A 25,914-nucleotide genomic window follows, 5' to 3' on the forward strand; every position below is an offset into this window, starting at 1 on the left:
GTCCATGTCGGACACCGCATCGCTCGCCCAGGCCCAACGCTCGCTCGCCGACCCGGACATCCGCTATCCGCTGTGGCCTCCGCTGATCCGGGGGTGTCCGCGGACCAGTTCGGCGGACATGTCGTATCCGGTGGACGTGGAGTACGACTATGCGCAGGTGCCCGCGGACTTCCTCACGCGGGCCGGATCGGGGCTCGACCGCTGGAGTGCCCTGCTGCCGCCGCTGCTCGCTCCCTCGCTCGGCGAGGGCGGCACTCCGCTGGTCGACCTCGGCGAGGGCGTGTACCTCAAGGACGAGTCGCGGAACCCCACTTGGAGCCACAAGGACCGTCTGAACCGGTGCACGGTCAGCGCGGCGCTCGGGGCCGGCGCTCCCGGCATCGTGGTGGCCTCCTCGGGCAACCACGGCGCGTCGGCGGCCGCCTACGCGGCCCGCGCCGGGCTGCGCTGCGTGGTGCTCGGATCGGCCGGACTGCCGCCCGCCGTCGCCTCGTTCCTCAGCGCGTACGGCGCGGTCGTGCTGCCCGTCCCGGCCGAGGAGCGCTGGCCGCTGACGGAACGCATCGTGGAGGAGTTCGGCTACTTCCCCGTCAGCAATCTCACCCCGTTCCACACGGGCAGCTCCTTCGGACCCGAGGGCTACAAGACCGTCGCGTACGAGATCGTCGCCGAACTCGGCGTACCGGGCGCGGTGTTCGTGCCGACCGGCTACGGCGAGCTGCTCTTCGGCATCGGGAAGGGCTTCGCGGAGCTGCGGGAGCTCGGTCTGACCGACCGCGTCCCGCGCCTGTACAGCTGCGAGCCCCGCACGGGCGGCCCTCTCGCCGCGGCCGTCCGCCAGGGTGTTCCCGCGACCCGTGTGCCCGTCGGCGCCACGGACGCGTACGGCATCGACTGCCCGGTGAACAGCTACCGCGGCGTCCTGGCACTGGAACGCAGCGGCGGGGACCCTCTGCTCGTCGACGACGCCCAGCTCAAGGCGGCGCAGAGCGAACTGGCCGCGCAGGGCCTGTGGTGCGAGCTCTCCGCGGCGGCGGGGCTCGCGGGCCTGCGGGCGGCGGCGCCCGAGGTCGAAGGGCCCGTGGTGTGCGTGGCCACGTCGAGCGGATTCAAGGACGTCGGCGTGGGCGGCCACGGCCTCGCGCCGGTCGATCCGGCCTGGGAATCGGTCCTCGGGCGGCTGTCCGCGGCGGGGATCCGGCCGGCCTGACCGCTCCTCCCCCAGCCCCTGGACGGCGCCTCGACGGTCGCGCGGTGACCCTCGTTTTCTGGACTTGAGGGTCCATTTCTGTCGGCGCACAGTGGGATGCGCCCTGGCCATCAGGGCGCATCCCGGCCGCCGACGCGGCGCGCCCCGGGTGCACAGTGCGGATCGAGCGACGGAGCAGAAGATGTCCAAGCGGCTTGAGGGCAAGCGGGCCCTGGTGACCGGGGCGACCAGCAACATCGGGCGGGCCATCGCGGAGGCCTTCGCCGCGGAGGGGGCGCACGTGATCGTCTCCGGCCGCAGCGCCGAACGGGGCCGGGATGTGGTCGCGGCCATCCGCGCACGGGGCGGCCGCGCCGATTTCGTCCGCGCGGACCTGGACGGCAGCGCGGCCGCCTCGCGGCAGCTCGCCCGGGAGGCGAGCGACGTCCTGGGCGGCGGGATCGACGTACTGGTGAACAACGCCGGCGTCTATCCGGGCGACACCACCGCTGACACGGGCGAGCAGACCTTCGACGAGGTCTACGCGGTCAACGTCAAGGCTCCCTTCTTCCTGACCGCGGCCGTCGCCCCCGCCATGGCGCGGGCCGGCGGCGGCGCCGTCATCAACCTGGGGTCGTGGATCGCGCGTCTGGCCGTTCCCGTCGGCGCCCTGTACAGCTCCACCAAGGGCGCGATGGAGACCCTGACGCGGGCCTGGGCAGCCGAGTTCGGACCGCAGGGGGTACGGGTGAACGCGATCTCTCCGGGCGTGGTGCTCACCCCGGCCCCGGGCGAGGTGCACCCCGGTGAGGTGATGATGAAGGGCACCGTCGCGGGACGGATGGGCACCCCGCAGGAGATCGCACACGCCGCGGTCTATCTGGCCGCCGACGAGGCTTCCTTCGTGCAGGGCATCGTCCTCGACGTCGACGGCGGCCGGACCGCCGCGGCCGTCATCGCCGCCTGAGCCGCAGTCCCGCCGCGGCTGTGTGCGCGCCTGACGCCGCAGTCCCGTCGCGCCGGGCCAGGTCTCATAGTCTGGACTGACCGGTCCATTCCAGGAGGTGTACGTGAGCAGGCAGCTGACGGCCAAGGGGCACTCCACCCGGGCGCGGATCATCGAGGGCGCCGCCGCGGTGCTGCGCGAGCTGGGTGTCGCCGTGGTGACGCTCGAGGACATCATGGCCCGCACGCGGACCAGCAAGAGCCAGCTGTTCCACTACTTCCCGGCGGGCAAGGACGAACTCCTGCTCGCCGTCGCGCAGTTCGAGGCGGACCGCGTGCTCGACGACCAGCAGCCGCATCTGGGCCGCCTGGACAGCTGGGCCGCCTGGCAGCGCTGGCGGGACGCGGTGATCGAGCGCTACGAGAAGCAGGGGGACCAGTGCCCGCTGGGGGCTCTGTTCTTCCAGGTGGGGCGCTCGACCCCGGGGGCGCGGGCGATCGTGGTCGAACTGCTGCGGCGCTGGCAGGAGAGCCTGGCCGAGGGGATCCGCGCGCTGCAGGCGGCGGGCAGGCTCCCCGCCGAGGTGAATGTGGAGCAGCGGTCCGCCGCGCTGCTCGCGGCCGTCCAGGGCGGGGTGATCATCCTGCAGACGACCGGCGAGATCCACCATCTGCGGGCCGCACTCGACCAGGCGCTCGCGGATCTGCGGGGCGGCGCCGAGCAGCGGGTTCGGGGCTGAGCCCAGCAGCGGGCTCAGGGCTGCCCCGAGCGGCCGGCTCGCGGCTGAGCCGGGCGGCAGGACCGAGCGCTCACCCGCGCGCCTCCGCCTGCGTCCCGGACGGCCCGGGCGACCCGGGCGACCCGGGCGACCCGGGCGACCCGGACGACCCCGGCAGCCCCCGCAACGCGTCGAGTACCGCACGCACCGCCGCCCGCGGCGGCATGCCGCTGCGCTGGGCCGCGGTGATGCGGCGGCTGACCGGGGTGGCGAGCGGGCGCGTCGTCACGCGGTAGCGCGGGTCCACCGCGAGGCCGGGAAGGAGGGTGATCGAGAGGCCGGCCTCGACGTGCTGCAGGGACATGAGGTAGTTGCTGAAGCGGCACACCACGCGCGGTTCGAAGCCCGCCTGCCGGCACAGCCGCAGCGTCAGATTCGCCATGTACGACTGGGGGATGTCGAAGGCCCAGGACTCGTCCGCGAGCGCGGCGAGGTCGACGGGCCCGCGTCCGGCCGCGGCGGGATGACCGACCGGCAGGACCACGAGGACCGGATCGGTGGCCAGGGGCACGAAGTCGAGGTCGGGGCCGAGCGGCAGTTCGTCGAAGTCCGTGGTCGTGATCACCAGATCGGCGTCGCCCACCCGCAGCGCGGGCACGCTGGCGTGCGGTTCGAGTTCGAGCAACTCGACGTCCAGATGCGGATGTTCGCGGGCGAGCAGGGTCACCGCGGGCACCGCCATGCTGTGGATCGCGCTCTGGAAGGCGCCGAGCCGTACGAGCCCCGAGGGCTCCTCGCCGAAGCCGCGCAGCTCCGCTTCGACGCTGTCCATGTGGTCGAGCAGCGCCCGCGCCCGGCGCGCCAGGATCACCCCGGCCGAGGTCAGACGCACCCTGCGTCCGGTGCGTTCGAGCAGCTGCGTACGCGTCTCCGACTCCAGGACGGCCAGCTGCTGGGACACGCTCGACGGACTCATATGCGCGGCCTGGGCCACCGCGCGGACCGTACCGAGCGTGTCCAGCTGACTGAGCAGGCGGAGCCGCCACGGGTTCATCACGCCCTCATTCTTGTGCGGTTCTGCCGTACAGGAAGGGCGGAAGTGTGAGATGGACGCGACGCTCGCGGCGTACCTACGGTCGAGGACATGAGCGCTTTCATGTACGCCAACTCATCGTCAGACACGCCCGCTTCCGACTTCTGGACGCACGCCGACCGTCATCTCGTCCGCTACGGAGGGGAGTTCACCCGCGAGATCATCGAGCGCGCCGCGGGCAGTTTCGTGTACACCGCGGACGGCCGGAGGATCCTCGACTTCACCTCCGGGCAGATGAGCGCCATCCTCGGCCACTCCCACCCGGAGATCGTCGAGACGGTCCGCCGCCAGGTGGCGAGCCTCGACCACCTCTACAGCGGCATGCTCAGCCGCCCGGTCGTGGACCTCGCCCGTCGCCTCGCCGGAACGCTGCCCGCGCCGCTGGAGAAGACCCTGCTCCTGACGACGGGCGCGGAGTCGAACGAGGCCGCGATCCGAATGGCCAAGCTCGTCACCGGCAAGCACGAGATCGTGTCCTTCGCCCGCTCCTGGCACGGCATGACCCAGGCCGCCGCGTCCGCCACGTACAGCGCGGGCCGCAAGGGCTACGGCCCGTCCGCGCCGGGCAACTTCGCCATCCCCGTGCCGAACGCGTACCGCCCCGACTTCACCGCACCGGACGGCACCCTGGACTGGCGGCGCCAACTGGATTTCGCCTTCGGGATGATCGACGCGCAGTCCACGGGCAGCCTCGCCGCCTGCATCGTCGAGCCGGTGCTCAGTTCGGGCGGCATCATCGAGCCGCCCGCCGGCTACTTCGGCGCGCTGCAGGCCAAGTGCCGCGAGCGCGGCATGCTTCTGATCCTCGACGAGGCCCAGACGGGCCTGTGCCGCACCGGCTCCTGGTACGCCTTCGAGCGCGACGGCATCGTGCCCGACATCCTGACGCTCTCCAAGACACTCGGCGCGGGCCTGCCGCTGGCGGCCGTCGTGACCAGCGCGGAGATCGAGCAAGAGGCGTACGAGCGCGGGTTCCTGTTCTTCACCACCCACGTCTCCGATCCGCTGCCGGCCGCCGTCGGCAACACGGTCCTCGACGTCCTGGTCCGCGACGGTCTCGACGAACGGGCGCGCTCCCTCGGTACGTATCTGCGCAAGGGTCTCGAAGAGCTGGCGGACCGGCACGAGGTCGTGGGCGACATCCGCGGCCGCGGGCTGCTCGCCGGGCTCGAACTCGTCGTGGACCGTACGACGAAGGAGAGCTCGGACGATCTGGGAGCCCGCGTCACGCGCCGCTGCCTGGAGCTCGGCCTGCATATGAACATCGTGCAACTGTCGGGCATGGGCGGCGTGTTCCGTATCGCGCCGCCCCTGACCGCGACCGAGGAGGAGCTCGCCCTGGGCCTGGAGATCCTGGACGAGGCGCTCGCCTACGCCTCGGCCTCACGGCGACCGGACGACAGCGCCAGGTAGAGCACCGCCGCCGAGGCGAGGCCGACGGCCCACCCGTAATCCGACAGCGGCTCGAGGAACGGGATCAGTCCGTCCTCGGGGAACGGCCCCTTGCCGGGCGCCGAGTGCGAGCCGCCGACCGCGAGCAGCGCGCCGACCGTGAACGCGAGGACGGCGCGCCAGTTCCAGCCGCCGCTGTACCAGTAGCGGCTGCCCTCCTTCACGTACAGCTCGCGCAGCGCGAGCCGGGTGCGGCGCACGAGCCAGTAATCAGTGATGAGGATGCCCGCGACGGTGCCGAGCAGACCGCCGACCACGCCCAGCCAGACGAAGATGTAGAACTCGGGCGTGGAGATGAGCTCCCACGGGAAGATCAGCACGCCCACAACACCCGTGATCAGGGCGCCCGTTCGGAAGCTGATGAAGCGCGGCGCCAGGTTGGAGAGGTCGTACGCGGGTGAGACGACGTTGGCCGCGAGGTTCACGGAGATCGTGGCCACGAGGACGGTGATCAGGGCGAAGACGAGCCCGAAGGCGTTGTCGGCCTTGGCGGCGAGCGGGATCGGCTCCCAGATCGGTTCGCCGTAGATGGCCTGCGAGCCCGAGGTCACCAGGACCGACATCAGCGCGAAGAGCGTCATCGTCGTCGGCAGGCCGAGTGTCTGGCCCCAGACCTGGGCGCGCTGACCGCGGCCGAAGCGGGTGAAGTCGGGGATGTTGAGACTGAGGGTGGACCAGAAGCCGATCATGCCCATCAGGGCGGGGAAGAAGACGGGCCAGAAGTCGGCGCCCCAGCCGAGCGTGGAGGGCTGGTCGAGCAGCGGGCCGAAACCGCCCGCCTTGTCGGCTATCCAGATCAGAAGCACGAGCGCGCCGACCAGGACGAAGGGCGCCGCCCAGTTCTCGAAGCGCCGCAGGGTCTCCATGCCCCGGTGGATGATGGCGAGTTGGAGCAGCCAGAAGAGCCCGAAGCAGAGCCACAGCGCCCAGGGCTGGCCGCCGATCACTCCGGTCCTCGCCAGCGAGCCGTCGAAGAGCTTGTCCAGGAGCACGAAGATCCCCTGGCCGCCGATCCAGGTCTGGATGCCGAACCATCCGCAGGCCACCGCGGCCCTCAGCAGGGCGGGCAGGTTGGCGCCGCGGATACCGAACGAGGCGCGGGCGAGGATCGGGAACGGGATGCCGTACTTCGGTCCCGCGTGCCCGGTGAGCAGCATCGGGAAGAGGACGAGGACATTGGCGAGGGCGATGGTGAACACCGCCTGCTTCCAGTCCATCCCGAGCGCGATCAGGCCCGAGGCCAGAGTCCAGGACGGGATGCAGTGCGCCATGCCGATCCACAGCGCGGCGAAGTTGTACGTGGTCCAGTGCCGGTCGGCCACCGGCACGGGCTTGAGGTCGTCATTGGCGTACGGGCTGTCGTCCGGATAGGCACCGGCGGTGAGTTCGACCTGACCGTCGGCGGTGACGGTCTGGGTGGCGGGGGGGACGGCCGGTTCACTGTCTCTGGGTGCAGGGTTCGCGTACGTCATGTCCGGTCCATTCCTCTTGAGGATTGCCGTGACGACACGGGGTCGATGCCGGAAACTGCCCGCCCGGCACCCGGCCTACACCCACCGGTTCACCGGACCGCACCCGCCCCGCACCCACCGGTTCACCGGACCGCACGCGCCCCGCACCCACCGGTTCACCGGACCGCACCCGTGCGTTCAGCCGCCGGCTCCGGGGAACCGCTGCAGGAACGCGTCCGCCCCGATCGCCATCGAGCGACTGAAGGGCGTGTCCATGTCCCAGATCAGATAGAGGAGGAAGGCGAACAGCGCCGAGTACAGGCCCGCGACCACCAACTCCCTTGGTGTACGCCGGATCTGCAGGGCGAAGACCATACCGATCGACACCAGCGCCCCGGTGACGAGCCCCAGCCACACCACGCCCGGCATGGTGGGTGCGGCCGCGGCCAGGCGGGCGGCACGTGCGTCGTCCGCGATGGCGACCTGGTCGGTCATCGGCGCGTACGCCTGCCCCTGCAGTTCATTGCGTGGCTCACTGTCCTGGACGGTGTGGCGTACGGCCGTGAACAGCCGGTTGCCCTCCTCCGTCAGCCGGTGCCGCTCGGCCAGGTGCGCCCACTCGGTGCGGACCGCGTACGTCACGTACGCGTCCACGCTCTGCCGGATCGCCGAACGCTCGGCTTCGGGGTAGACCTCGGCCCGTTCGTAGACCTCGTGCAGCGCCTGGGCCTCGGTGTCGACGACGCCCTGGGCGGTGCCGCGGGCTTCCCAGACTCCGGCGATGGCGAGGCCGAGCACGATGGCGTAGACCACGCCGATCATCATCGTCATGTACTCGATGACATCGGGGGTTTGCGAGGGGTCGTCGTCCTCGCCGACGCGGCGCTGGACGAGTCCGGTGGTGAGGTAGATGACCGCGCCGATCGCGGCCACGGCGCAGAGCATCACAAGCCAAGGTGGCATGACCGTCTCCGGTTTCTGGGGGGGGTGGTACGTGAGGCGGGGTGTCAGCTGCGGGCGTGCGTGCGGATCAGCGGCGGCCGCGGCCCGCGCCGAGCGCGGCGGCGGCGAGTACGGCCGGGGCGACGAGCAGCAGAGCCTTCGACGTGAGCGGCTGGCCCTCGGGTTCCTTCTTGCCGGGGGCGCCCCGGTAGGCGCGGGGGATGACGGGTTCGGGAGTGGGGGTGAGGGTCGACGGCGGGGGTTCCGGAGGCGCCGCGGATTCCGGAGGTGCCGCGGGTTTTGGGGGCTGCGGGGGCGGCGCGGCGGGCCGGGGCGCCTTCCTCGGCGCTACGGGCGGCGGTGGGGCAGGCGTGGACCGGCAGGCGGCTCGCACGGCGTCCTCCACGTCCCGTTCCCGTGCGATCCGGCCGAGTTCGGCCAGATCGAGGTCGGCGCCCGTAGAGCCGCAGCCGTCCGCCGGAGCGACACCGGGGGCGACGACGCGCGGGCGGGCCTCGGCGGGCGCGGCAGCCTGCGCGAGCGCCGGTGACACGGAAAAGAGGGGAACGCTCACGGCGGCCGTGCAGGCGAACAGCGCCCCCGCCGTCCGCAGCCTCCGCCAGGTCCGGAGCGGGCGGGGCCGGGACACTTCGTCAGTCCCGGTCGAGCGAGAAGTAGAAGTGCCGGCCCTGGTCGAGCACGCCCTTCCCGTTCATGATCCCCATGAGCGTGTCGTCGTCCACCTTCTTGAAGTGGTCGAAGACCGGCTGTCCGTCGTAGACCATGGTCGCGGTGGTCTCGCCCCGGAACTCCACGGACCACAGGCTGGCTTCGCCCTTGCCGAGTTCGACGTGCGAATAGAGCACGCCGTCGCCGTCGCGGCACATCAGCGGTTTGACGTCGAGCAGGGAGACGAAAGTCTTTCCGTACCACTCGACGGAATCCAGCTGCCCGTTCATGACGTGGCCCGTGTCGAACTCGCTGCCCCGCCAGCTGCCCAGGATCTCCTCGGGCCGCACGCACTCCAACTGGGCCCAGATCGCGTCGAGTTCATCGGGATCGACATATTCTCCGGCGGCTCTGATCCGGGCGAAAAGGGCGCGCGCTTCGGTGTTGTCCATGCATTCCTCCCGTGGTGCTCTGCATTCGTCTCGGTACGGCGGAATCGGTGGAGAGTCCGTATCAATCGGATACGGCATACCGGTCCGCGAGCGCGGTGACGGTCTTCCGGTCCAGGGGACTTCCTTCCTGGAGCGCGGACAGCGTCGCGCGGAAGATGTCCAGGGTGAGTGAGCAGAAATCCCTGATCGGCCCGGCCGGCAGGGACGCGGCATACGCCTCGGCCGCGGGCAGGTGCCTGCGGGCGTAGCGGCACATGTCGTCGGTGGTCCAGCCGGCGGGGAAGAAGTCCACGCCTCGGGACAGATCGTCCTCGTGGTTCCAGGCGATGTTCGCCGCCTGCACCGCACGTCCGAACGCGACGGCCTCGGGAAAGCGCGTGACCACCGAGGCGTAGCGGCTCCACAGATCCGACAGCGTGATGCCGATGGAGCTCGCCACCGCGAACGTGTAGCGGTCGAGGTCCGACTCGTCGTCGATACGGAAGTCGGCACGCACCCACTCGGCCATGCGGTCGGCCAGCGTCGCCAAGGAGTCCCACAGGCGGGGTGCCACATCACGCGGCGGGAGCTGCACGGCCCACTCGTGGAAGCGCAGGGTGACCGGCTCCAGTCGGTCGCGGAACGGGTGGAAGAGACGGTCGACCTGCCCCTCGGTGAACGCTTCCTCCTGCAGCAGCCGGCTCACTCCGCCCAGCAGGGCGATCTTGGCCTCGGGCGTCAGACGCGGGTGGTCCTCGATCTGGTCCAGGGCCCGGTTGGCGAGGTAGTACGCCGCGACGGTGTCCCGTAACTCCCCGTCGAGACGCATGATCGGCAGGAAAAAGGTGCGGCTCGTGCTCTTCAGCGTTTCCATGACGTGCGCGTCGAACATGTACATCCGTCTCGTGGCTTCGATGTTCCCCCCGTGGACCATTCCGGGCTACCCGGGCCGCATCATCTCCATTCCCGCACCGGACATTTGGCGGGAATTGCGGCAGGGCATCACTCGATCGAGTTCTGTTGCGCGAGCCAATCCCCTGAAAAGGAGCGGGGGTTGGCCGATCCATGAATTCGCGTCGTGTTTCCGAAGGGTCCGGGGTGCGCAGGAAGTCCCCGTTCGCCGGATGAATCGCCGCCACTGGAGGTATCGCGTGAGTGACCTTTCCCTACCCGGTCCCGGATCCCTTTGCTGGCGGTTGCTGGGCCGGCGGAGAATGCTCCTCGTGACCGGCAGGGCGCTGGTCCTCGAGGCCGCGCTGCCCGCCGGCGGAGCGGCGCTCGCCCGTCATTCCACCTACCGGACCCGGCCGTTGCGCCGGCTCGAACTCACCCTGGAGAGCCTGCAGCGCCTCACCTACGGCGACAAGGTCACCAGGGAGCGCGAGTTCGCCCGGATCCGCCGCGTGCACCGGCACATCAACGGCACCGACGAACAAGGCCGCGTATACGACGGCCTGGACGACGCGAGCCGCACCTGGATCGCGGTCACGCTCTTCGACGCCATGGTCACGATGGAGCGCCTCGGCGGCAGGCCCCTGACCCCGGCCCAGGAGGCGCAGCTCTACGACGAGTGGCGGGCGATCATGCTGTCGTTCGGCATGGCCGACAGCGCCGTCCCGCGGGATGTGGCGGAGTGCCGCAGCTATGTCGACTCCATGGTCGTCGACGTGCTCGAGGACAACCCCGAGGTCCGTCATCTCCTGGGCGCCCTGTACGCCGACCTGCCCTTGCCGCCTTGGCTGTCCTGGTGCCCGGCACCGCTGTGGAAGGCCGTGTGCTCGCTCGCCGAGTCCGTGATGGGTTCCGTGCTGCGGGCCGATCTCCCCGCTGCGTACGCCGGCCGGCTGGGGCTGCCCGCACGGCGCCGCGACCGTGCCCTGTCCTGGCTGCTGCACCGTACGGCGCGGTGGTGCCTGGCCGGCCTGCCCGTGCGGTGGCGGTTTCTGCCGCTCGCGGCTGCCGCCATCGGCGGCCGGCCCGTAGTGCCCCGGCAGGCGCGCCGGCGCGGCGCGATGCCGGCGCCCCGCGTGGGTGATGCGCGTCCGGTCCGCGTGCGACGGTTCTTCGACGATGTGCTCGACCAGACCGGCGACGGCTACCTCACCCGTGAGGATCTGCAGGCCATGGTGCGCTCGGTGTGCTGGCCGCTCGACCTCACCGAAGGGGCCGAACAGCGGGTCTACGACGCCTTCGACGCATGGTGGGCGCAACTGACCGCACTCGACACGGACGGCGACGGCCGGGTCTCCCGCGAGGAGTTCGTGGCGGGGGCGACGGCGGGGCCCGCCGCGGAGGCGCCCTCGGGGCTGCTCTCCGCCATGGCCGCGGTGTTCGACGCGGCCGACACCGATCACAGCGGGTGTCTGGACCTGGCGGAGTACCGCCGGGTCTTCGGCCCCAAGCTGCACCCGGACGATCTCGCCCGCGGGTTCCGGGAGATCGACCGTGACGGTGACGGGCAGATCACCAAGACCGAATTCCTCGATGCGCTGGGGCAGTTCTTCACCGTCCGCGCCGATGCGGAGGCGGCCACGCGGCTGTTCGGCCGCTCGTGAGACCCGGACACTCCAGCGATGCGGCCGTGGGCCGGCAGCCGCGCGGACACGACGAAGGGCAAGTGATGCGGACCATGGGCGCACGGGATCCCCGGCCACTGCGGGTGCTGATCCGTACGGCGGATGGCCGGCTCCTCGATCTCGGGGCGGGTGGCAAGGAGACCGGTACGGCGGAGTTCGCGGCCCTGCTGCGGGCGGGCGAGCGGGTACGGGTGCGGCACGAGACGACGGGCCGCGACTGCACCGTCGAGCTCCTGCTCGAGGTCGTATCGGCGCAAGTGCCGACGGAAGGCGTCCTGTCGGGGCTGCCCGGACTGCCGGGGCTGCCCGGACTGCCGCCCGGGCTGTCCGTCCTGTCCGGCCTGCTCGGTGCCCGTCCCGACGCCGGGCGTACGCCATGATCCGCGGGCGCAGCCGCAAGGTCGCGCAGTTGATGACCCTCCTCGTCGCCGATGTGCTCACCTCGCGCGAGCGCATCGGCGTCGAGCACGCCGAGCTGGCCCGGCAGCAGCGGCGGGCCCGCCGCATCCGCGAGGTGATCGAGGGTCTGGGGCCGTTCTGGGTGAAGGTGGGCCAGATCCTCGCCACCCGTTCCGATGTCGTCTCCGATGCCGTGCTCGCCGAACTGACCGGGCTCCAGGACTCGGTGCACACCGAGCCGTTCGAGGTCTTCGAACCGGTCCTGCGGCAGGAACTCGGCCCGCACTGGGCCGCGAGATTCCGTGAGATCGACACGGAATCCCCGCTGGGATCCGCCTCCCTCGCCCAGGTCTACCGCGTGGTGCTCGCCGACGGCCGCTGCGCCGTGCTCAAGGTGATGCGGCCCGGCACCCGGGCCCGTGTGTACGCCGACATGGCGTACCTGCGGCGCGGCGCCAGATTCGCGGGCCATGCCGTGCCCCGTATCGGCTCCGTCCTCGATGTCGAGGCGACGCTTCAGGTGATCTTCGACTGTATGCAGCCCGAGCTGGACTTCACGACCGAAGCCAAGCACATGGCCCAAGGGCAGCGGATGGCACAGGACTTCAAGGGCATCCACATCCCCGAGGTGCACCTCGCGACCGAGCGGGTGCTGCTGCAGAGCATGGCCCGGGGAGAGGCCCTCAACCAGGCCGATCTGTCGGCCTTCTCGGCAAGGCAGCGCCGCAGGATCGGCCGTGACCTGCTGACCTTCATGTACCGGGGCTACTTCGTGGAGCGGATGTTCCACGCCGATCCCCACCCGGGGAACATCTTCGTCCACCCCGAGCACGGCGCCACCCTCATCGACTGGGGCATGGTCGGCCGGATCGACCGCAATCTGGGGTCGCTGGGCATCATGGCGCTCACCAGCCTGGCCCAGAACGACGCCCGCGGTCTCGCCTCCGCCTGGACGGAGATGGGCCGGGCGACCCCGTTCGCCGATCTCCTGGGTTTCCAGGAGGACATGACACGGCTCGTCCCCCTGATCACCTCGGCGGCTCTCGAGGATCTGGACTTCGGAGTCGCTCTCACCCAGGTCCTGCGCTGCGCGGCCCAGCGCGGTATCCGTACGAGCCCCATGGTGGGCATGCTCGGCAAGTCGATCACGAATATCGAGGGCTCCGTACGCCTGGTCGCCCCCGAACTGTCCGCGCTGGACGTGTTCGAGGACGCCCTGACCGACGTCATGGTCGAGATCGCCCGCGACATGCTCTCCCGCGAGCAGGCGGCCCGCCGCACCCTGGAGCTGATCCTCGCCGCCAACTCGACGTTCGACCAGCTCCGTTCCACCCTCCGCGATCTCGCCAACCGTGAACTGACCATGCGCATCGGACTGTTGCCCGGCCATGGCATCGGCAGCGACAGCAACGGGATCCTCACCCGTCGCGTCGCCCCCGTCGTGGCCGCGGGGCTCGCGGTGTGGGGGGTGCGGCGGCTTTCCGGGCTCAGCCCTGCAGCGCGGGGATGATCTCGGTGCCGTAGATGTCGATGATCTGCTCGCGCGCGTCGTGCATCGCGTACACCGCGAACTGGTCGACGCCCAACTCCCGTAGCGTGCGGAGCTTTTCGAGGTGGGCCTCGACCGGTCCGAGCAGGCAGAAGCGGTCGACGATCTCGTCGGGGACGAAGTCCGTGGAGGGGTTTCCGGCGCGGCCGTGGTGGCTGTAGTCGTAGCCCTCGCGCTGTTTGATGTACGCGGTGAGCGCCTCGGGGACGAGATCCGAGTGCTCTCCGTAGCGGGCCACCAGATCGGCGACGTGGTTGCCGACCATGCCGCCGAACCAGCGGCACTGCTCGCGGGCGTGCGCCAGGTCGTCGCTCACATAGGCGGGTGCGGCGACGCAGATCTTGATGTCCGCGGGGTCGCGGCCCGCCGCCGTGGCGGCGTCGCGCACGGCGCGGACCATCCACTCGGTGAGGAAAGGGTCGGCGAGCTGGAGGATGAAGCCATCGGCCTTCTGCCCGGCGAGCGCGAGCGCCTTCGGCCCGTACGCCGCCATCCAGACGGGCAGCTTCCCGTTCCGCACCCACGGCAACTGCACGGCGGCGCCGTCGACTTGGGCCTCGCGGCCCTCCGCCAGATCACGGATCACGTCGATCGCCTCGCCGAGCCGCGCGAGGGTGTTGGGCTTGCGCCCGGCCACCCGCATCGCCGAGTCACCGCGTCCGATCCCGCACACCGTGCGGTTGCCGTACATGTCGTTGAGCGTGGCGAAGGTGGAGGCGGTGACCTCCCAGGTGCGGGTGCCGGGGTTGGTGACCATCGGGCCGACGGTCAGCCGCTGCGTCTGGGCCAGGATCTGGCTGTAGATCACGAACGGCTCCTGCCAGAGCACGGCCGAGTCGAAGGTCCAGCCGTAGCGGAAGCGGTTGCGTTCGGCCCGTTTCATCAGGCTGATGACGTGCGCGGCCGGCGGGTCGGTCTGCAGAACGAGTCCGAAGTCCATGCTGGTGCTCCTGGTTCAAAGCCCGCGTCCAAGACCCGTGATTCCGGGGCGAGTCCGCCGGCCGGGGCCACCGGGAAGCGACCATCGTGGACTTGTTCCAGGGCGTTGGCAAGAGGGCGCTCTACGCGTGTCCACCTTCCGGCCTTGGTGTGTTCATCGGTGTACGCAGGAGCACCTCTATGTGCTCATCGGCGTATGCGAGAGCACCTCGGTGTGTTCATCGGCGCACGCGGTAGCAGAGGTGCAGCACCCGGTCGCCCTGGATGACGACGTGCGGGTCCTCCAGGAGGTGCTGGGAGTCGACCGAGCCGAAGAAGCGCTTGCCGGAGCCGAAGACGACCGGCACGACGTCCATGGCGACCTCGTCCACGAGCCCGAGTGCGAGGGCCTGACCGCCCACGTCGCCGGCCGCCACGCCCACGGGCCTCTCCCCCGCGAGTTCCTGCGCCTTGGCCAGTGCGCTCCTTACGTCTCCTTCGAAGTGGTACGAGGCTTCGGGGTGCCAGCCTTCCGGCTTGGGCCGGTGCGAGACGACCACCACGTGCTGACCGGCGGGCGCCTTGCCCTCCCACCCGTTGGTCATGTCGAACAGGCGCCGCCCGATCACGAGGGTCCCCAGGGAGTCCCACAGCGGCTGCACATACGCGGCGGAGGTCTTGGACACCTTCAGACCCGGACCGCCCAGATCCGTGTCGCCGTTCCCGTACCACTCGAAGAGCGGACCCACGTCGTCGTTCCTGTCGGCGATGAATCCGTCCACGGAGACGACGTTCTGCATGACGACCTTGCCCATGACCGCTCCCGGTTGTCGGTGGGCCTGCGCGGCCCTCGTTGAGCGCGGGCCCCTGTGGCCCCCTCAGGAAGACAGACCGGTGGCATCCCGGAAACTCATCGCGGGGCTACCGCTTGCGGGGCGGGCGCTCGTGGCGGACGGCCGTAGCGATCATGCGGTGCATCGCGGGAACGGGGATGCCCGGGTTCTGCGCCGCGTCTTCGGCGCTCGCCTCGTCCTGGAGCAGCCGTACGAGAACGGCGCGCGGGAGCACGGGGTTCCTGTGGGCGCACCGGCGGACCCGCCACTCGGAGTCGTCGGCGAGCCGGGCGGCGGATGCCGGCTGGAGGCGGGGGTCCTCGGCCGCCCGCCTGCGTACGTCCGGGTCGGTGTCGTGCGTGAACCGCTCGACCAGGCTTGCGGGCGACTCGGAGTCGTCGAGGGCGAGCAGCCGCACGCGCGGGCGCGGGTCGTCGGCGAAGCGCAGCAGCCCGTCGCGCGGGAAGTTGGGGTGGTTGCGGGGGCGGCCGGGGAAGGAGAGGCTGCCGGACCACCAGGTCCACACGTCGAGCAGCAGCTCGGGCGGTGCGTCGTCGCAGGACTCGGCGAGGAAGAGGTGCACGACCTTGTCCTCGCAGGTGGCCAGCACGTCGACTACGTCCGGGGGCAGCCTGCGGGCGCGGGCGATGCTCCTTCGGATCCGGAGGTTGCTCGAAGCCACCAGCTGACGCATGGCTTCCGGCCGGTCGTGCAGAGCGGCGATCCACCACAGGGCATACGTACGGTCGCCCGGCGGGATGTCCGGAACCGCGTCGGCCCAGGCAGCGATCTCCTTGGGCGTCGCCGGGGGCTGCGCGCCTTCATGAGGCGGAGGTTCGATGCCGATCCTGGGGCCCGGCCAGCCGGGCACGGATGGGGTCTGCGCCATCTCGACGAGGAGTGCGTGCTCGGGCAGTCCCACCGTGTGGGCGAGCAGGCGCTCCCACTGGGCGGCGGAGAGCCGGCCCGATTCGGCGGCGGCCCCCCACGCCCATTTCGACGGGTACACCACGGCCGCGTCCAGTACGGCCTCGGGGACGTCACGGTGCCACAGGAATCTCGTGTGGCGCGTGTCCAGGAGCCGCACCAACACCTCCGCAGGTGCGGCCGGGTTGGAGCCGAGCCCTGTCAGCCACGCCTTGGCCACGTCCGCCGACACCCGCTCGCCGAGTTCGGCCCCTACCTCGTCCATGCTTTCCGCCCCCGGCTGCACCCGACCGCCTCACCCGCCCCGCTCCACGGACGGCCGGGGGCCTCAAGATACTGCTCCGCGGGCTGCTCAAGATCCGGATCGGTGAGGTGCTCAAGACCCTTCGGGTCCACCCTCCGAGCCGGAATGGATCAGCCCGGTGAAAAGGTTGGTCACAGCGAAGCCCAGCCCAACCCGTTGGAGGACACCGCCGTATGGCCGAGATCCATCACACGACGCTCAAGCCGACCAAGCTGGAGCTGCTCACGGAGTGGCTGCCCGGACGGCCCTGGTACCGGGGCGGGCCCGAGGCGCCGCTGCTCGCCAAGGCGGGCGGTTTCCGGCTCGACGACCCGGAGGGCGAGGTCGGGATCGAGTTCATGGTCGTCAACGATGCAGAGGCCTCGTATCTCGTCCCGATGGCCTATCGCGGCGCGCCGCTGCAAGGCGCGGACGAGGCTCTCATCGGCACCACGGAGCACGGCGTGCTCGGCAAGCGGTGGGTCTACGACGGGTGCCATGACCCGGTCCTGGTCGCCGAGTTGGCGTCGCTGATCGACGGACGCGCCAAGGCGCAGGCGCAGAGCGTCAGCGATCAGGAGGACCGGGACATCCAGGTCTCGTACGAGGGTGCCCCGCTCGGGGCGGCGGCGATCGAGTCCGTCGCCGATTCCGCGGACGCCACCGAGGTGCGCCTGACGAGCGGTGCCGCGCTCCGGCTTGCGCGAGTGCTCGCTCCCGGGGAGGGCGGTCAGGTCAGTGGCGTATGGCAGCGCGCGGACGAGTCGGCGGCTCGCGCCGCCTTCGTCATCGTGCAGCGCGAAGCCTGACCGCACAGACCTCTCCGGCCCCTTCTTCCCCTGTGCCATCATCGCTCAGCGGAAGAAGGGGGCCGGAGTTGGGTACGAACAAGGGTGAGTCGTCCATACCGGACGAGGAGTGGGAACGCTTCCTGCGCGAGGCCGAGGCCGGCAGCCCCGGCGCGCCCGAGGAACCGTCGGCGCGGGCCCGGATGGTGGCGGACCGGCTGCGCGACGCCCCCGGCAGTCCCGAGGCATGGCGCGCTCATCGGCCGCCCCGGCAGCGGCGGTTCAAGGCCTGGCAGGTGGCCGCGCTGCTCCTGTCCGTGGCCGCGCTGATCGTGGCGCTCACGCCCGGCGCCCTTTCCGGCAACTGGTTCGGCGGCGGGGACGAGGAGCGTCCGCTCGCCGCGGAGTCCGCACGTCCCGGTGCGGCGCCGGCGGACAGAGCGGGTGAACGGCCCACCCCGGACGAGCCGTTCAAGGGCTCCCCGGCCGCCCGGTGGGCCGACGGAGCGGACGGAATCCATGTGCCCGCGGCGCGGGCGACGGGCTGGATGGACGAGGCTCAGGTCGCCGATGCGCTGAAGAAGTCCCGCGACTTCCTCACGGCGTCGAACCTGGACCCGGCCGTGCTGCGCGGTGACCGACCCGAGGCGGCGATCGCGCTGGTCAGCCCCGACCAGCCGGACGTTCAGCCCCTGCTCACGACGTCCTTCGCGAAGCCGACCCCGGACAACGACCCCCTGCTCCTCTTCACGCGCTACCACACCGACGAAGTGGAACTCGTCGGCGGCACCGTCAAGACGCGCGGCCGTCTCTCGTACGAGGAAGGCAAGTACGGCGCCCTCGAAGTGACCGCCGACGTCACCTTCGTCTACCCCTTCGTACGCGCCGAGGACGGCAGCGACGAGGTCACCCGCACCATCGTGCGCCGTGAGCTGGTGCTGAGCTGGGACGACCCGTCGAAGGTGCGGACGAAGCCCGGAACCTTCTCCTTCGTCTCGTACAAGATGCACACGACCAACGGCGGTTGCGACGTGTTCGGCTTCCTCTCCCCCGCCTTCACCGAGGACCACACAACGGCCGACGGGGACGAGGAGATCGACCCGTACGACCGCAGCGAGGGCCTCACGGGAACCGGCCGCAACGGCGAGTGCGAGAGCGCCAGCCGCTCGTAAAACGTGCTTGCCGTGATCGTCGCCGCTGATGAGGATGGCGCCATGCCTACGTTCACCGCCGCCGACGGAACACAGCTCGCCTATCACGTGAGGGGAGAAGGCGAGCCACTGCTCTGCCTGCCGGGCGGACCGATGCGCGCCTCGGCCTACCTGGGCGATCTCGGTGGACTGTCGAGGCAGCGCCGGCTGGTCATGCTCGACCTGCGGGGCTCCGGTGACTCCGGCGTTCCCGGCGATCCGGGGACCTACCGCTGTGACCGTCAGGTCGATGACGTCGAAGCGCTGAGACGGCACTTCGGCTGGGAGCGGGTCGATGTGCTGGCGCACTCGGCGAGCGGGGACCTGGCGATCCTTTACGCGGCGCGCCATCCGCACCGCATCCGCACCCTCAGCCTGATCACCGCCCGCGCCCGGGCCCTCGGCGTCGACTTCACCGGGGACCACCGGCGGGAGGTGGTGGCGTTGCGCGCGGCCGAGCCGTGGTGGGAGGCGGCTCGTGCCGGCTACGAGGCCATCTGGTTCGGGTCCCCCACCGATGCCGACTTCGATGCCGCCGCCCCCTTCTTCTACGGCCGTTGGGACGCTGCCACCCAGGCGCATTTCGCAGCCGAGCCCGGACAGATCAACGAGCAGGCCGCGGAGATCTATGCGTCCGCCGGCGCTTTCGACCCTGCCGCGGCCCGCGAAGCCGTGGCCGCCTTGGCGGTGCCGGTCCTGGTGCTCGCCGGCGAGCTGGACAGCGGCCCGCGGCCCCATGTCGGCGCCGGGATCGCCGCGTTGTTCCCCCACGCCGAACTGGTCACGCAAGCGGGAGCCGGCCACTTCCCCTGGCTCGACGACCCCGCCCGATTCACCGGCGTCGTGGCCGACTTCCTCACCCGGAGCCGACTCCGGCAGTTCACCCAGCCGGCTCTCGGCGGAGCTGACGCAGGATGGTCACATCCGTGATCTTCGTGTCGGCGGCCAGAAGGAGAGCCTTGCTGAGGATCAGTGAGAGCCGTTCGTCCTCGAAGGGCAGGAAGACCTGGCCGCCCGTGCGCGGGGAGCGGCCGGCGGGGACGATGCACAGGTAGGTGTCGTCCGGCTCCATCAGGATGTTCGCCGAGCCGAGATGGATCTTGTACGTGGCCAAGTCGCCGCGGACGACGAGGAAACGGCCGTCGATACGACAGCGGTCGGCGATCTTCAGACGGGGGACGATCCGTTCGAGGGCCGCGCGGCGGACCTCGGCCGTGGCCGTCAGCTCGCCGAAGGTCTCGGTCCGCCAGTACGCGGTGTGGCGGTCCTCGCCGCGGTCGGTCCACTGGGGGTCGGCGGCGATGGAGGTCACGGCGACGAAGAGGTCGACGTCACGCATCGCCTCGCTGAACACTTCCGCCGGGACCTCCGTGAGCGGCGCCGCCCGCCACTGCCGGCCTGCGCGGCGCTCGAAACGGACCTGGTCGGTGGCGGCATGGTCGGGTGAGTACCGGAAATCGTCGGTCGAGGGCTCGTGATGGAACAGCGCACGCCACGCTCCGTCCCCGAACTCCGCGCGAGCGATGCCGTGGTAGCCGCCCTCGTGGCCGCTGAGGTAGTTGGCCTGCCAGCCGCGTGCCTTGAACAGGGCGTAGAGCTGCTGGTAGTGGACGATGTGTGCGGCATAGCGGTTGGAGTAGACGTGGGTCCGCTCCTCGGCCGGTGTCAGGAGATAGATCTCGCGGAAGGCCTGCTTGAAGGGCTGGCGCAGGCGATCGGCCATGAGGCGTTCGCGCCACTGGCGGACGGTGTCGGGGGTGGCGCGGACGGGGTGCCAGAGCCTGACGCGCGTGGGACTCCCGTCCGGCTCCGTGCCGGGGGCAGCGGCCTGCCACGTGCCGTCCGCGTCCTGGAACTCCCATATCAGGCCGCGGACGAGCACGCCGGTGACCGGGTGGTCGCGGTAGTGGCGGCGCCATTCGTCGTACGGCCAGTCGCGGCGGGTGGACATCAGGGCCTCGACGCGGGTGCGTTCGCTCGCGAGGGTGGCGCGGAGCTCCTTGACGTAGGCCTTCAGCTCCTTGAGCTCCTCGGGGAACTCGTCCTTCACTGCGGCGGGTGCGGTGCGGGCGGTGCTGCCGTCGGGGCGGGTGAAGGTGAGGCGGACGGTCGTGGCGTCCTCGATCGCGACCCCGGCGGTGTGTCCGCCCAACTTCCTTTCGAGAGCGCCGTCCCGGCCAAGGCCGTGCTCGGGGACGGACCGCTCCACGAGTTGCTCCGGGGTGATGCCCTGATTGCCCGCGGCTGTGGTCAGTGCGGTGTCGAGCTGCTTGCGCAGGGCACGGTGCTTGATCTTTGACTGGAGGCGCCAGAGTTCGGTGAGGGAGTCCGGGTCTCCGGTCTCGGCCAAGGCATTGATGGCGGCACCGGACAGCTTGAGGTCCTGGATCGTGCCGCGCTCGGCGCCGCTGACCCGCAGGGCGAGCGCGCCGAGGTGCCGTACGGTGTCGGATCCGCCGGCGAGGGCGGCGGCCCAGATGACGCCGCGGGCGAGGTCGCCGTCATTGGTGTGCACGACGTAGTGGTAGTGGTACCGGCCGCCGATCCAGGCGGTGTGCGCGCCGTGCTCCTGGCTGCAGATCGGGTCGCCCTCCGCGAGGTCCCGCAGCACCTCGGCGACGAGGCCGCCGGCCTGGGCGGCGGCGAGGAGGTCGAGGCAGGTGCGGCGCCACTTCTGTGCGGGGCGCGGTGAGGTGAGGGCACGGAAGTGCCCCACGAGCGCGGCCAGTTCGGCCGTCGGACCGCACGGCACCCGTGCGCTGAGCTCCGCGGCCCAGGGGGCGTCGGCGGGGATCTCGAGCATCTCGTAGGACATGCCGGGGATCATGACAGCCCCCACTGACAACCACCCCCACGGACAACCGCCCCCGTGACAACCACCCCCCGGCGCAAGCCCGCCCGCGGCCCCTTCCGGTGCCGGTCCCGCGGCTCTCCACGCCGTACGCCGAGGAGTTGGGCGGGGCCCGGGGTGGTCGGGTGGGTCAGGTCGTCGCAAGGGGTTGCTTGCGGGACGGGCCGCGGAACATCACGTAAGCAAGGAGCGCGGCCATGGCCAACACGCCCGCCCACATGGCCTGTTGCCAGCCGGCGACGAAGGATTCGCGGGCCGCGTGGGAGAGGGCCGCGGCGTGCGGGCCTGCCGTGTGGGCGGCGTCCAGGGCGGTGGCGACGCCCTCGCGGGCCGGGGCCGCGGCCGTCTCGGGGATGCCGTCGAGGCGGGGAGTGATCGCATCGCGGTAGCCCGCGGAGAGCAGCGCGCCCAGGAGGGCGATGCCCAGTGCCGTGCCGAACTCCCGGGTGACGTCGTTGAGGGCGGAGGCCACGCCCTGGCGTTCCTGGGGCAGGGAGCCGGTGATGGCCTCGGTGGACGGGGTCATGGACAGGCCCATGCCGGTCCCCATCACGAGCATGCCGGGCAGCAGCGAGAGGTAGCCGCCGTCCACCGAGACGACCGCGGCCATGAGGCCGAGTCCCGCGCCGGACAAGGCGATTCCGGTGGCCATGGTGGCCTTGGGGCCGACGCGTTCGGCGAGCTTCGGGGCGAGTCCCGATGTCAGCATCATCAGGACGGCCATGGGCATCAGAGCCGCCGTGGACAGCAGCCCCGACCAGCCGAGCACGGCCTGCAGGAAGGGGAAGAGGACGACGAAGATGCCGGCCTGCACACCGAAGACTGCGAGCAGCGTGAGCGAGCCGCCCGCGAGTCCGCGCTCACGGAAGAGCCGGACGTCGAGGAGCGCGGCGTCCCGCCGGCGCAGCTCCCACAGGACGAAGAAGACCCCGGCAAGCCCGCCGACCGCGAGACTCAGGAGCGTCAGGGGCTCGCCCCACCCCCGCTCCGGCCCCTCCTGGAGGAAGCAGATCAGCCCCACGACGGCGACCACGGAGGCCAGGGCGCCGGTGGTGTCGTAGGAATGGCCCGATATCTCGCGGGAGTCGGGAACGGAGCGCAGCGTCATCACCAGGGCCACGAGGACCAGGACGACGGGCAGCACGAACAGCAGGCGCCAGTTCGCGACGTCGACCAGGGCGGCCGACAGGAACATGCCCAGGATGCCGCCGCCTCCGGCGACTCCGGTCCAGACGCCGATCGCCCGGCCGCGCTCCTCCTCCGGGAAGGTGGAGGTGATCACGGCGAGTGTGATCGGCATGATCATCGCGGCGCCGACCCCGCTGAGCAGGCGCGCCCCGAGCATCACCTCGGCCGAGGGCGCGAGCCCGCCGGCGACGTTCGCGGCGCCGAACAGCACCAGGCCCGCGACCAGCATGGGCTTGCGCCCGATCCGGTCGCCGAGCGCACCGAGCGGCAGCAGCAGCGCCGCCAGGCTGAGCGTGTAGAGATTGATGATCCACAGGATCGTCGACTGCGAGGCGCCGAATTCGACGGCCAGATCGGGCTGGGCCACGTTCAGGCCGGAGACCGAGGCGATGACGGCCATCAGCGCGATGCAGACGGCGATCAGGATGGAGCGGCGTTGGCGGGCGTCGGGCGCCGGTCCGGAGAAGCCGGCCGCGGATCGGCCGGTGGCGGATCGGCCGGTGACGCTCGCGGGTTCGGGCGCTGCGTCCGGAGTACGGGATGGAGCCATGGTTCCTCGCAAGTGGGGCGGGATTCGGGGAGACGCCCGCAACGCTAAGCGGACCTTGCGGTTCAGACATACAATCTTGCGTATGACGCAAGAGACTGGTGATCTGGACGGCCTCGTCCGCAAACGCATCCGCGCCCTGCGCGTGGCCCAGGGCTGGTCACTGGAGGAACTGGCGACCCGCGCGAAGGTCAGCCAGTCCACCCTCAGCCGGATCGAGAACGGTCAGCGCCGCCTGGCCCTCGACCAGCTCGTCACCTTGGCGCGCGCCCTGGACACCTCCCTTGACCAGCTGGTCGAGAGCGCCTCGGACGACGTGATCATCAGCCCCACGATCGACGCCGCGCGCGGCCTGATGCGCTGGCCGATCAGGTCCGAACCCGGCATGACGGTGGTCCGCCAGCGCATGACCGAGCCGCCCCCGGACAACATCGCGCGCCTGCGCGCACACCCCGGCCGCGAGTGGCTCGTCGTCCTGTCCGGCACGGCGATCCTGCTCCTGGGCAACCACCGGCACCGGATCGAGACCCACCAGGCCGCGGAGTTCCCGACGATGCTGCCGCACGCGATCGGCAGCGCCGGCGGCCCCTGCGAAATCCTGGGCATCTTCGACCGCGATGCGCGGCGGGGGCATCAGCGCGCGGACGCGGAGGGGGCGTCAGGGGGCGCGTGACGCGTGAGGGCCCGTGCAAGCAGGGCTGGCGGGCGTGCGAGGTCGGCGTCACCATGGTGCGGGCCGGCGGACGAGGGGGAAGACATGGTGATGCGTGTGATCCTTGTTGTCGTTGCCGTCGGCGTCGGCGTTGCCTGGACCGTGCTGGCCCACGAGTGGCGCGCCAAGGACTGCCGGCTCGGCCAGGGCTACGCGCTGGTCCTGACGAAGGTCGGCGGCCCCGACGATCACGAGGGCTGCCGGCAGGGCCTGGAACGGCCCGAGTTCACGGACGTGTACGTCGGCTGAGCCCCGGCCTCTCCAACGCGCTTGTTACGGTAGCCACTTCACCCATGGGGAGTTTCTTGCGCATGACGTCCGACGTGTTCCGTATCGGCGGGGATCTCGAAGTACGAAGGCTCGGTTTCGGAGCCATGCACCTGCCCGCGGACCCGGGGCCCGGCCGTGAGAACGCGCTCGCGGTGGCGCGGCGCGCGGTCGAGCTCGGCGTCACGCTGATCGACACCGCGTACATGTACGGAGGGGGCGGAAACGAGGAGTTGCTCGCCGAGGCGCTGCACCCGTACCCGAAGGACCTCCTGGTCACGACGAAGATCGGCCTCGAGCGGTCGGGGCCGGCGGGCGAGTGGGAGCTGGACGGGCGGCCCGAGATGCTGCGCGGGCAGGTGGACAATGCGTTGCGGCGGCTGCGTGTCGAGCGCATCGAGCTGCTCCAGCTGCACCGGATCGATCCGAAGACACCGCTTGCCGACCAGGTGGGCGCGCTGCGCGAGCTGCGGGAGGCGGGCAAGATCGGGCGGATCGGCCTCTCCGAGGTGACGGTCGACGAGCTGCGCCAGGCGCAGCGGGTCGCCCCGATCGCCAGCGTGCAGAACCGCTACAACCTGCTCGACCGTGAGCACGAGCCGGTGCTCGCCGCGTGCGAGGAGGACGGCATCGCGTTCCTGCCGTGGCGCACCGTCGCCTGGGGCAAGTCGGGCGCCGACGCGGAGGTCGCGGCCGTGGCCGCGGAACTGGATGCCACACCTACGCAGATCGCTCTCGCCTGGCTGCTCGGACACTCCCCCGTCATGCTGCCGATCCCGGGGACGGCGCGGATCGCGCACCTGGAGGAGAACGTGGCCGCGGCGGGCATCGAGCTGAGCGAGGCGCAACGCGAGCGTCTGGACGGCCTGGCGGAACGGGCCGCTTAGGCCCAGGTCTCAGGCCGACGCTCGCCCAGGCCTGGCCACAAGAATCGGCCAGGCCTGGGCCACAAGCAGGGCACCGAGCAGGCCCCTGCCTCACGCCGCCTCCACCCCCACCTCCCCCTCCAGCGCCGCAAGCAGCCAGTCATGCGACTCGCCCGGTGTCGGTATCGGCCGCTCCCCCGGGCCGGTCGTCGCCTCGGACACGAGCTCCCAGTAGCCGTCGAACCGTGGATCGGCGGCGAGTTGGCGGGCGAGCCCGTGTCGGAAGGCCGGGGTGTCGCGGTGGCCGGTGACCGTCGCGTAGGTGTCGACGAAGGCGACGAGGGCCTCGCCCGAGTGCGGCGCCACGCCCGCGAGGATGTGCCGGCCCGCCAGTTCGTACGCCTCGGCCAGCCCCGCGTACAGGAGCGCGGACTCCCGCGCGCCGACCGACCCGTGCGCGGCCGGCTGGGGGCGCGAGGTGCCCGAACAGGGGCGCGAGACCAGCGCGTTGAGCCGGGCGAAGGCCAGGACCTGGCGGCCGGAAGGGCTCTGCGGCGGCTGCGGGACGGCCACCTCGAGGAAGTCCGCGGCCGACTTGGCCGGCATCCGCGCGGGCAGCCAGGCCCGCCAGAACCTGGCGAGCGGCGCGGTGCTCGGCGGGGTGCCGAGTGCGCCGATCAGCTGCAGGCGTTCGGCTCGCTCCTGCGGCTTCGACTCCTGTACGAGGCGGAGTGCGGCCTCCTGCCAGCGCAGGGCGGTCAGTTGGGAGCCGAGCGTGCGCAGCTGTCCGGCGACCGCGTCCTCCAGAGCGGCCGCGGACTGCTCGTCGACGATCCGGCGGACCGCCGGCAGGGGGACGCCGAGGCCGCGCAGGGAGCGGATCAGGCGGAGCCGTTCGAGGGCCTCGGGCCCGTAGCGGCGATGGCCGCCGCCGCTGCGCGAGAGCTCGGGGAGCAGGCCCTTGTCGGAGTAGAAACGGACGGTCTTCACGGTGGTCCGCGCGTGCTCGGCGAGCTCGCCGATACTCCACGAACCGTCGGACGGCGTCGGCACTTGAACCTCCCTTAAGGGGAGTTCCTAACGTACCCGCGACCGCGGACGGCACGGACGGCCGGTCCGCGGGTGACGG

25 protein-coding genes are annotated in these 25,914 nt (G+C 71.2%); 13 read left to right on the forward strand and 12 right to left on the reverse strand.

The window, feature by feature from the left end; translation table 11 throughout:
* Nucleotides 1–4 precede the first annotated feature (4 nt).
* The 3 genes from H9Y04_RS08665 to H9Y04_RS08675 all read left to right on the forward strand — a co-directional run bounded on the left by H9Y04_RS08665 (nt 5) and on the right by H9Y04_RS08675 (nt 2,874).
* A complete protein-coding gene (locus tag H9Y04_RS08665; RefSeq protein WP_187813149.1) occupies nt 5–1,210 on the forward strand; it encodes a threonine synthase in 1,206 nt (401 codons plus the stop codon).
* Nucleotides 1,211–1,391: 181 nt separating this feature from the next.
* Nucleotides 1,392–2,156, forward strand: a complete 765-nt coding sequence (locus H9Y04_RS08670) for an SDR family NAD(P)-dependent oxidoreductase (RefSeq protein WP_187813150.1) — start codon at nt 1,392–1,394, stop codon at nt 2,154–2,156.
* Between the two features lie 103 nt (nt 2,157–2,259).
* Nucleotides 2,260–2,874 (forward strand): TetR/AcrR family transcriptional regulator, encoded by a 615-nt coding sequence (locus H9Y04_RS08675; protein WP_187813151.1) that lies wholly within the window; start codon nt 2,260–2,262, stop codon nt 2,872–2,874.
* A 70-nt stretch (nt 2,875–2,944) separates the two neighbouring features.
* Here the strand turns inward: H9Y04_RS08675 and H9Y04_RS08680 are convergent, their stop codons facing one another.
* Nucleotides 2,945–3,907, reverse strand: a complete 963-nt coding sequence (locus H9Y04_RS08680; RefSeq protein ID WP_214661058.1) for a LysR family transcriptional regulator — start codon at nt 3,905–3,907, stop codon at nt 2,945–2,947.
* Nucleotides 3,908–4,009: 102 nt separating this feature from the next.
* Here H9Y04_RS08680 and H9Y04_RS08685 point away from each other — a divergent pair, with 102 nt between their 5' ends.
* Complete coding sequence (locus H9Y04_RS08685; RefSeq protein WP_187813728.1) at nt 4,010–5,359, forward strand: aspartate aminotransferase family protein; 1,350 nt, start codon at nt 4,010–4,012, stop codon at nt 5,357–5,359.
* On the opposite strand, the gene H9Y04_RS08690 is transcribed toward H9Y04_RS08685, so the two are convergent.
* The 5 genes from H9Y04_RS08690 to H9Y04_RS08710 all read right to left on the reverse strand — a co-directional run bounded on the left by H9Y04_RS08690 (nt 5,317) and on the right by H9Y04_RS08710 (nt 9,783).
* Nucleotides 5,317–6,870, reverse strand: coding sequence for an NCS1 family nucleobase:cation symporter-1 (locus H9Y04_RS08690; protein WP_187813153.1), 1,554 nt, complete (start codon nt 6,868–6,870; stop codon nt 5,317–5,319). The genes H9Y04_RS08685 and H9Y04_RS08690 overlap by 43 nt on opposite strands.
* 177 nt (nt 6,871–7,047) lie before the next feature.
* On the reverse strand, nt 7,048–7,812 hold the full coding sequence (locus H9Y04_RS08695; RefSeq protein ID WP_187813154.1) for a bestrophin-like domain: 765 nt from the start codon (nt 7,810–7,812) through the stop codon (nt 7,048–7,050).
* Nucleotides 7,813–7,879: 67 nt separating this feature from the next.
* Nucleotides 7,880–8,344, reverse strand: coding sequence for a hypothetical protein (locus H9Y04_RS08700; RefSeq protein ID WP_187813155.1), 465 nt, complete (start codon nt 8,342–8,344; stop codon nt 7,880–7,882).
* Nucleotides 8,345–8,444: 100 nt separating this feature from the next.
* Nucleotides 8,445–8,912, reverse strand: a complete 468-nt coding sequence (locus H9Y04_RS08705) for a DUF4334 domain-containing protein (protein ID WP_187813156.1) — start codon at nt 8,910–8,912, stop codon at nt 8,445–8,447.
* A 61-nt stretch (nt 8,913–8,973) separates the two neighbouring features.
* Complete coding sequence (locus H9Y04_RS08710; protein ID WP_187813157.1) at nt 8,974–9,783, reverse strand: squalene/phytoene synthase family protein; 810 nt, start codon at nt 9,781–9,783, stop codon at nt 8,974–8,976.
* Nucleotides 9,784–10,015: 232 nt separating this feature from the next.
* Here H9Y04_RS08710 and H9Y04_RS08715 point away from each other — a divergent pair, with 232 nt between their 5' ends.
* The 3 genes from H9Y04_RS08715 to H9Y04_RS08725 all read left to right on the forward strand — a co-directional run bounded on the left by H9Y04_RS08715 (nt 10,016) and on the right by H9Y04_RS08725 (nt 13,376).
* The gene (locus H9Y04_RS08715; RefSeq protein ID WP_268980463.1) at nt 10,016–11,446 is read left to right on the forward strand and encodes an EF-hand domain-containing protein; all 1,431 of its coding nucleotides are present in this window, start codon (nt 10,016–10,018) and stop codon (nt 11,444–11,446) included.
* A gap of 65 nt (nt 11,447–11,511) precedes the next feature.
* On the forward strand, nt 11,512–11,847 hold the full coding sequence (locus tag H9Y04_RS08720) for a hypothetical protein (RefSeq protein WP_187813159.1): 336 nt from the start codon (nt 11,512–11,514) through the stop codon (nt 11,845–11,847).
* A complete protein-coding gene (locus H9Y04_RS08725; protein ID WP_187813160.1) occupies nt 11,844–13,376 on the forward strand; it encodes an ABC1 kinase family protein in 1,533 nt (510 codons plus the stop codon). The genes H9Y04_RS08720 and H9Y04_RS08725 overlap by 4 nt, the downstream gene beginning before the upstream one ends.
* On the opposite strand, the gene H9Y04_RS08730 is transcribed toward H9Y04_RS08725, so the two are convergent.
* The 3 genes from H9Y04_RS08730 to H9Y04_RS08740 form a co-directional block, all read right to left on the reverse strand.
* Nucleotides 13,354–14,355, reverse strand: coding sequence for a TIGR03842 family LLM class F420-dependent oxidoreductase (locus H9Y04_RS08730; RefSeq protein WP_187813161.1), 1,002 nt, complete (start codon nt 14,353–14,355; stop codon nt 13,354–13,356). The two genes, H9Y04_RS08725 and H9Y04_RS08730, sit on opposite strands and share 23 nt — an antisense overlap.
* A 217-nt stretch (nt 14,356–14,572) precedes the next feature.
* Nucleotides 14,573–15,148 (reverse strand): dihydrofolate reductase family protein, encoded by a 576-nt coding sequence (locus H9Y04_RS08735; RefSeq protein ID WP_187813162.1) that lies wholly within the window; start codon nt 15,146–15,148, stop codon nt 14,573–14,575.
* 106 nt (nt 15,149–15,254) lie between these two features.
* The gene (locus H9Y04_RS08740; protein WP_187813163.1) at nt 15,255–16,358 is read right to left on the reverse strand and encodes a hypothetical protein; all 1,104 of its coding nucleotides are present in this window, start codon (nt 16,356–16,358) and stop codon (nt 15,255–15,257) included.
* Between the two features lie 212 nt (nt 16,359–16,570).
* Between H9Y04_RS08740 and H9Y04_RS08745 the strand changes: the two genes are divergently transcribed.
* From H9Y04_RS08745 to H9Y04_RS08755, 3 genes are all read left to right on the forward strand, one after another.
* A complete protein-coding gene (locus H9Y04_RS08745) occupies nt 16,571–17,185 on the forward strand; it encodes a maltokinase N-terminal cap-like domain-containing protein (RefSeq protein WP_187813164.1) in 615 nt (204 codons plus the stop codon).
* A 68-nt stretch (nt 17,186–17,253) separates the two neighbouring features.
* Complete coding sequence (locus H9Y04_RS08750) at nt 17,254–18,336, forward strand: hypothetical protein (protein ID WP_187813165.1); 1,083 nt, start codon at nt 17,254–17,256, stop codon at nt 18,334–18,336.
* 12 nt (nt 18,337–18,348) lie between these two features.
* Nucleotides 18,349–19,284, forward strand: a complete 936-nt coding sequence (locus tag H9Y04_RS08755) for an alpha/beta fold hydrolase (protein WP_438818090.1) — start codon at nt 18,349–18,351, stop codon at nt 19,282–19,284.
* On the opposite strand, the gene H9Y04_RS08760 is transcribed toward H9Y04_RS08755, so the two are convergent.
* Entirely contained in the window at nt 19,235–21,169 is a 1,935-nt protein-coding gene (locus tag H9Y04_RS08760; RefSeq protein WP_187813166.1) for a DUF4132 domain-containing protein, read from the reverse strand. The genes H9Y04_RS08755 and H9Y04_RS08760 overlap by 50 nt on opposite strands.
* A gap of 166 nt (nt 21,170–21,335) precedes the next feature.
* Nucleotides 21,336–22,793, reverse strand: a complete 1,458-nt coding sequence (locus tag H9Y04_RS08765; RefSeq protein ID WP_236070724.1) for an MFS transporter — start codon at nt 22,791–22,793, stop codon at nt 21,336–21,338.
* Nucleotides 22,794–23,025: 232 nt separating this feature from the next.
* Between H9Y04_RS08765 and H9Y04_RS08770 the strand changes: the two genes are divergently transcribed.
* From H9Y04_RS08770 to H9Y04_RS08780, 3 genes are all read left to right on the forward strand, one after another.
* Nucleotides 23,026–23,613, forward strand: a complete 588-nt coding sequence (locus H9Y04_RS08770) for a helix-turn-helix domain-containing protein (protein ID WP_187813168.1) — start codon at nt 23,026–23,028, stop codon at nt 23,611–23,613.
* A gap of 84 nt (nt 23,614–23,697) precedes the next feature.
* Entirely contained in the window at nt 23,698–23,901 is a 204-nt protein-coding gene (locus H9Y04_RS08775) for a hypothetical protein (RefSeq protein ID WP_187813169.1), read from the forward strand.
* Between the two features lie 62 nt (nt 23,902–23,963).
* A complete protein-coding gene (locus tag H9Y04_RS08780) occupies nt 23,964–24,806 on the forward strand; it encodes an aldo/keto reductase (protein ID WP_187813170.1) in 843 nt (280 codons plus the stop codon).
* 90 nt (nt 24,807–24,896) lie between these two features.
* Here the strand turns inward: H9Y04_RS08780 and H9Y04_RS08785 are convergent, their stop codons facing one another.
* Complete coding sequence (locus H9Y04_RS08785; protein WP_187813171.1) at nt 24,897–25,838, reverse strand: MerR family transcriptional regulator; 942 nt, start codon at nt 25,836–25,838, stop codon at nt 24,897–24,899.
* Nucleotides 25,839–25,914 lie beyond the last annotated feature (76 nt).

Origin of the sequence: Streptomyces polyasparticus (assembly GCF_014493765.1) — a bacterium.
Lineage (GTDB): Bacteria > Actinomycetota > Actinomycetes > Streptomycetales > Streptomycetaceae > Streptomyces > Streptomyces polyasparticus.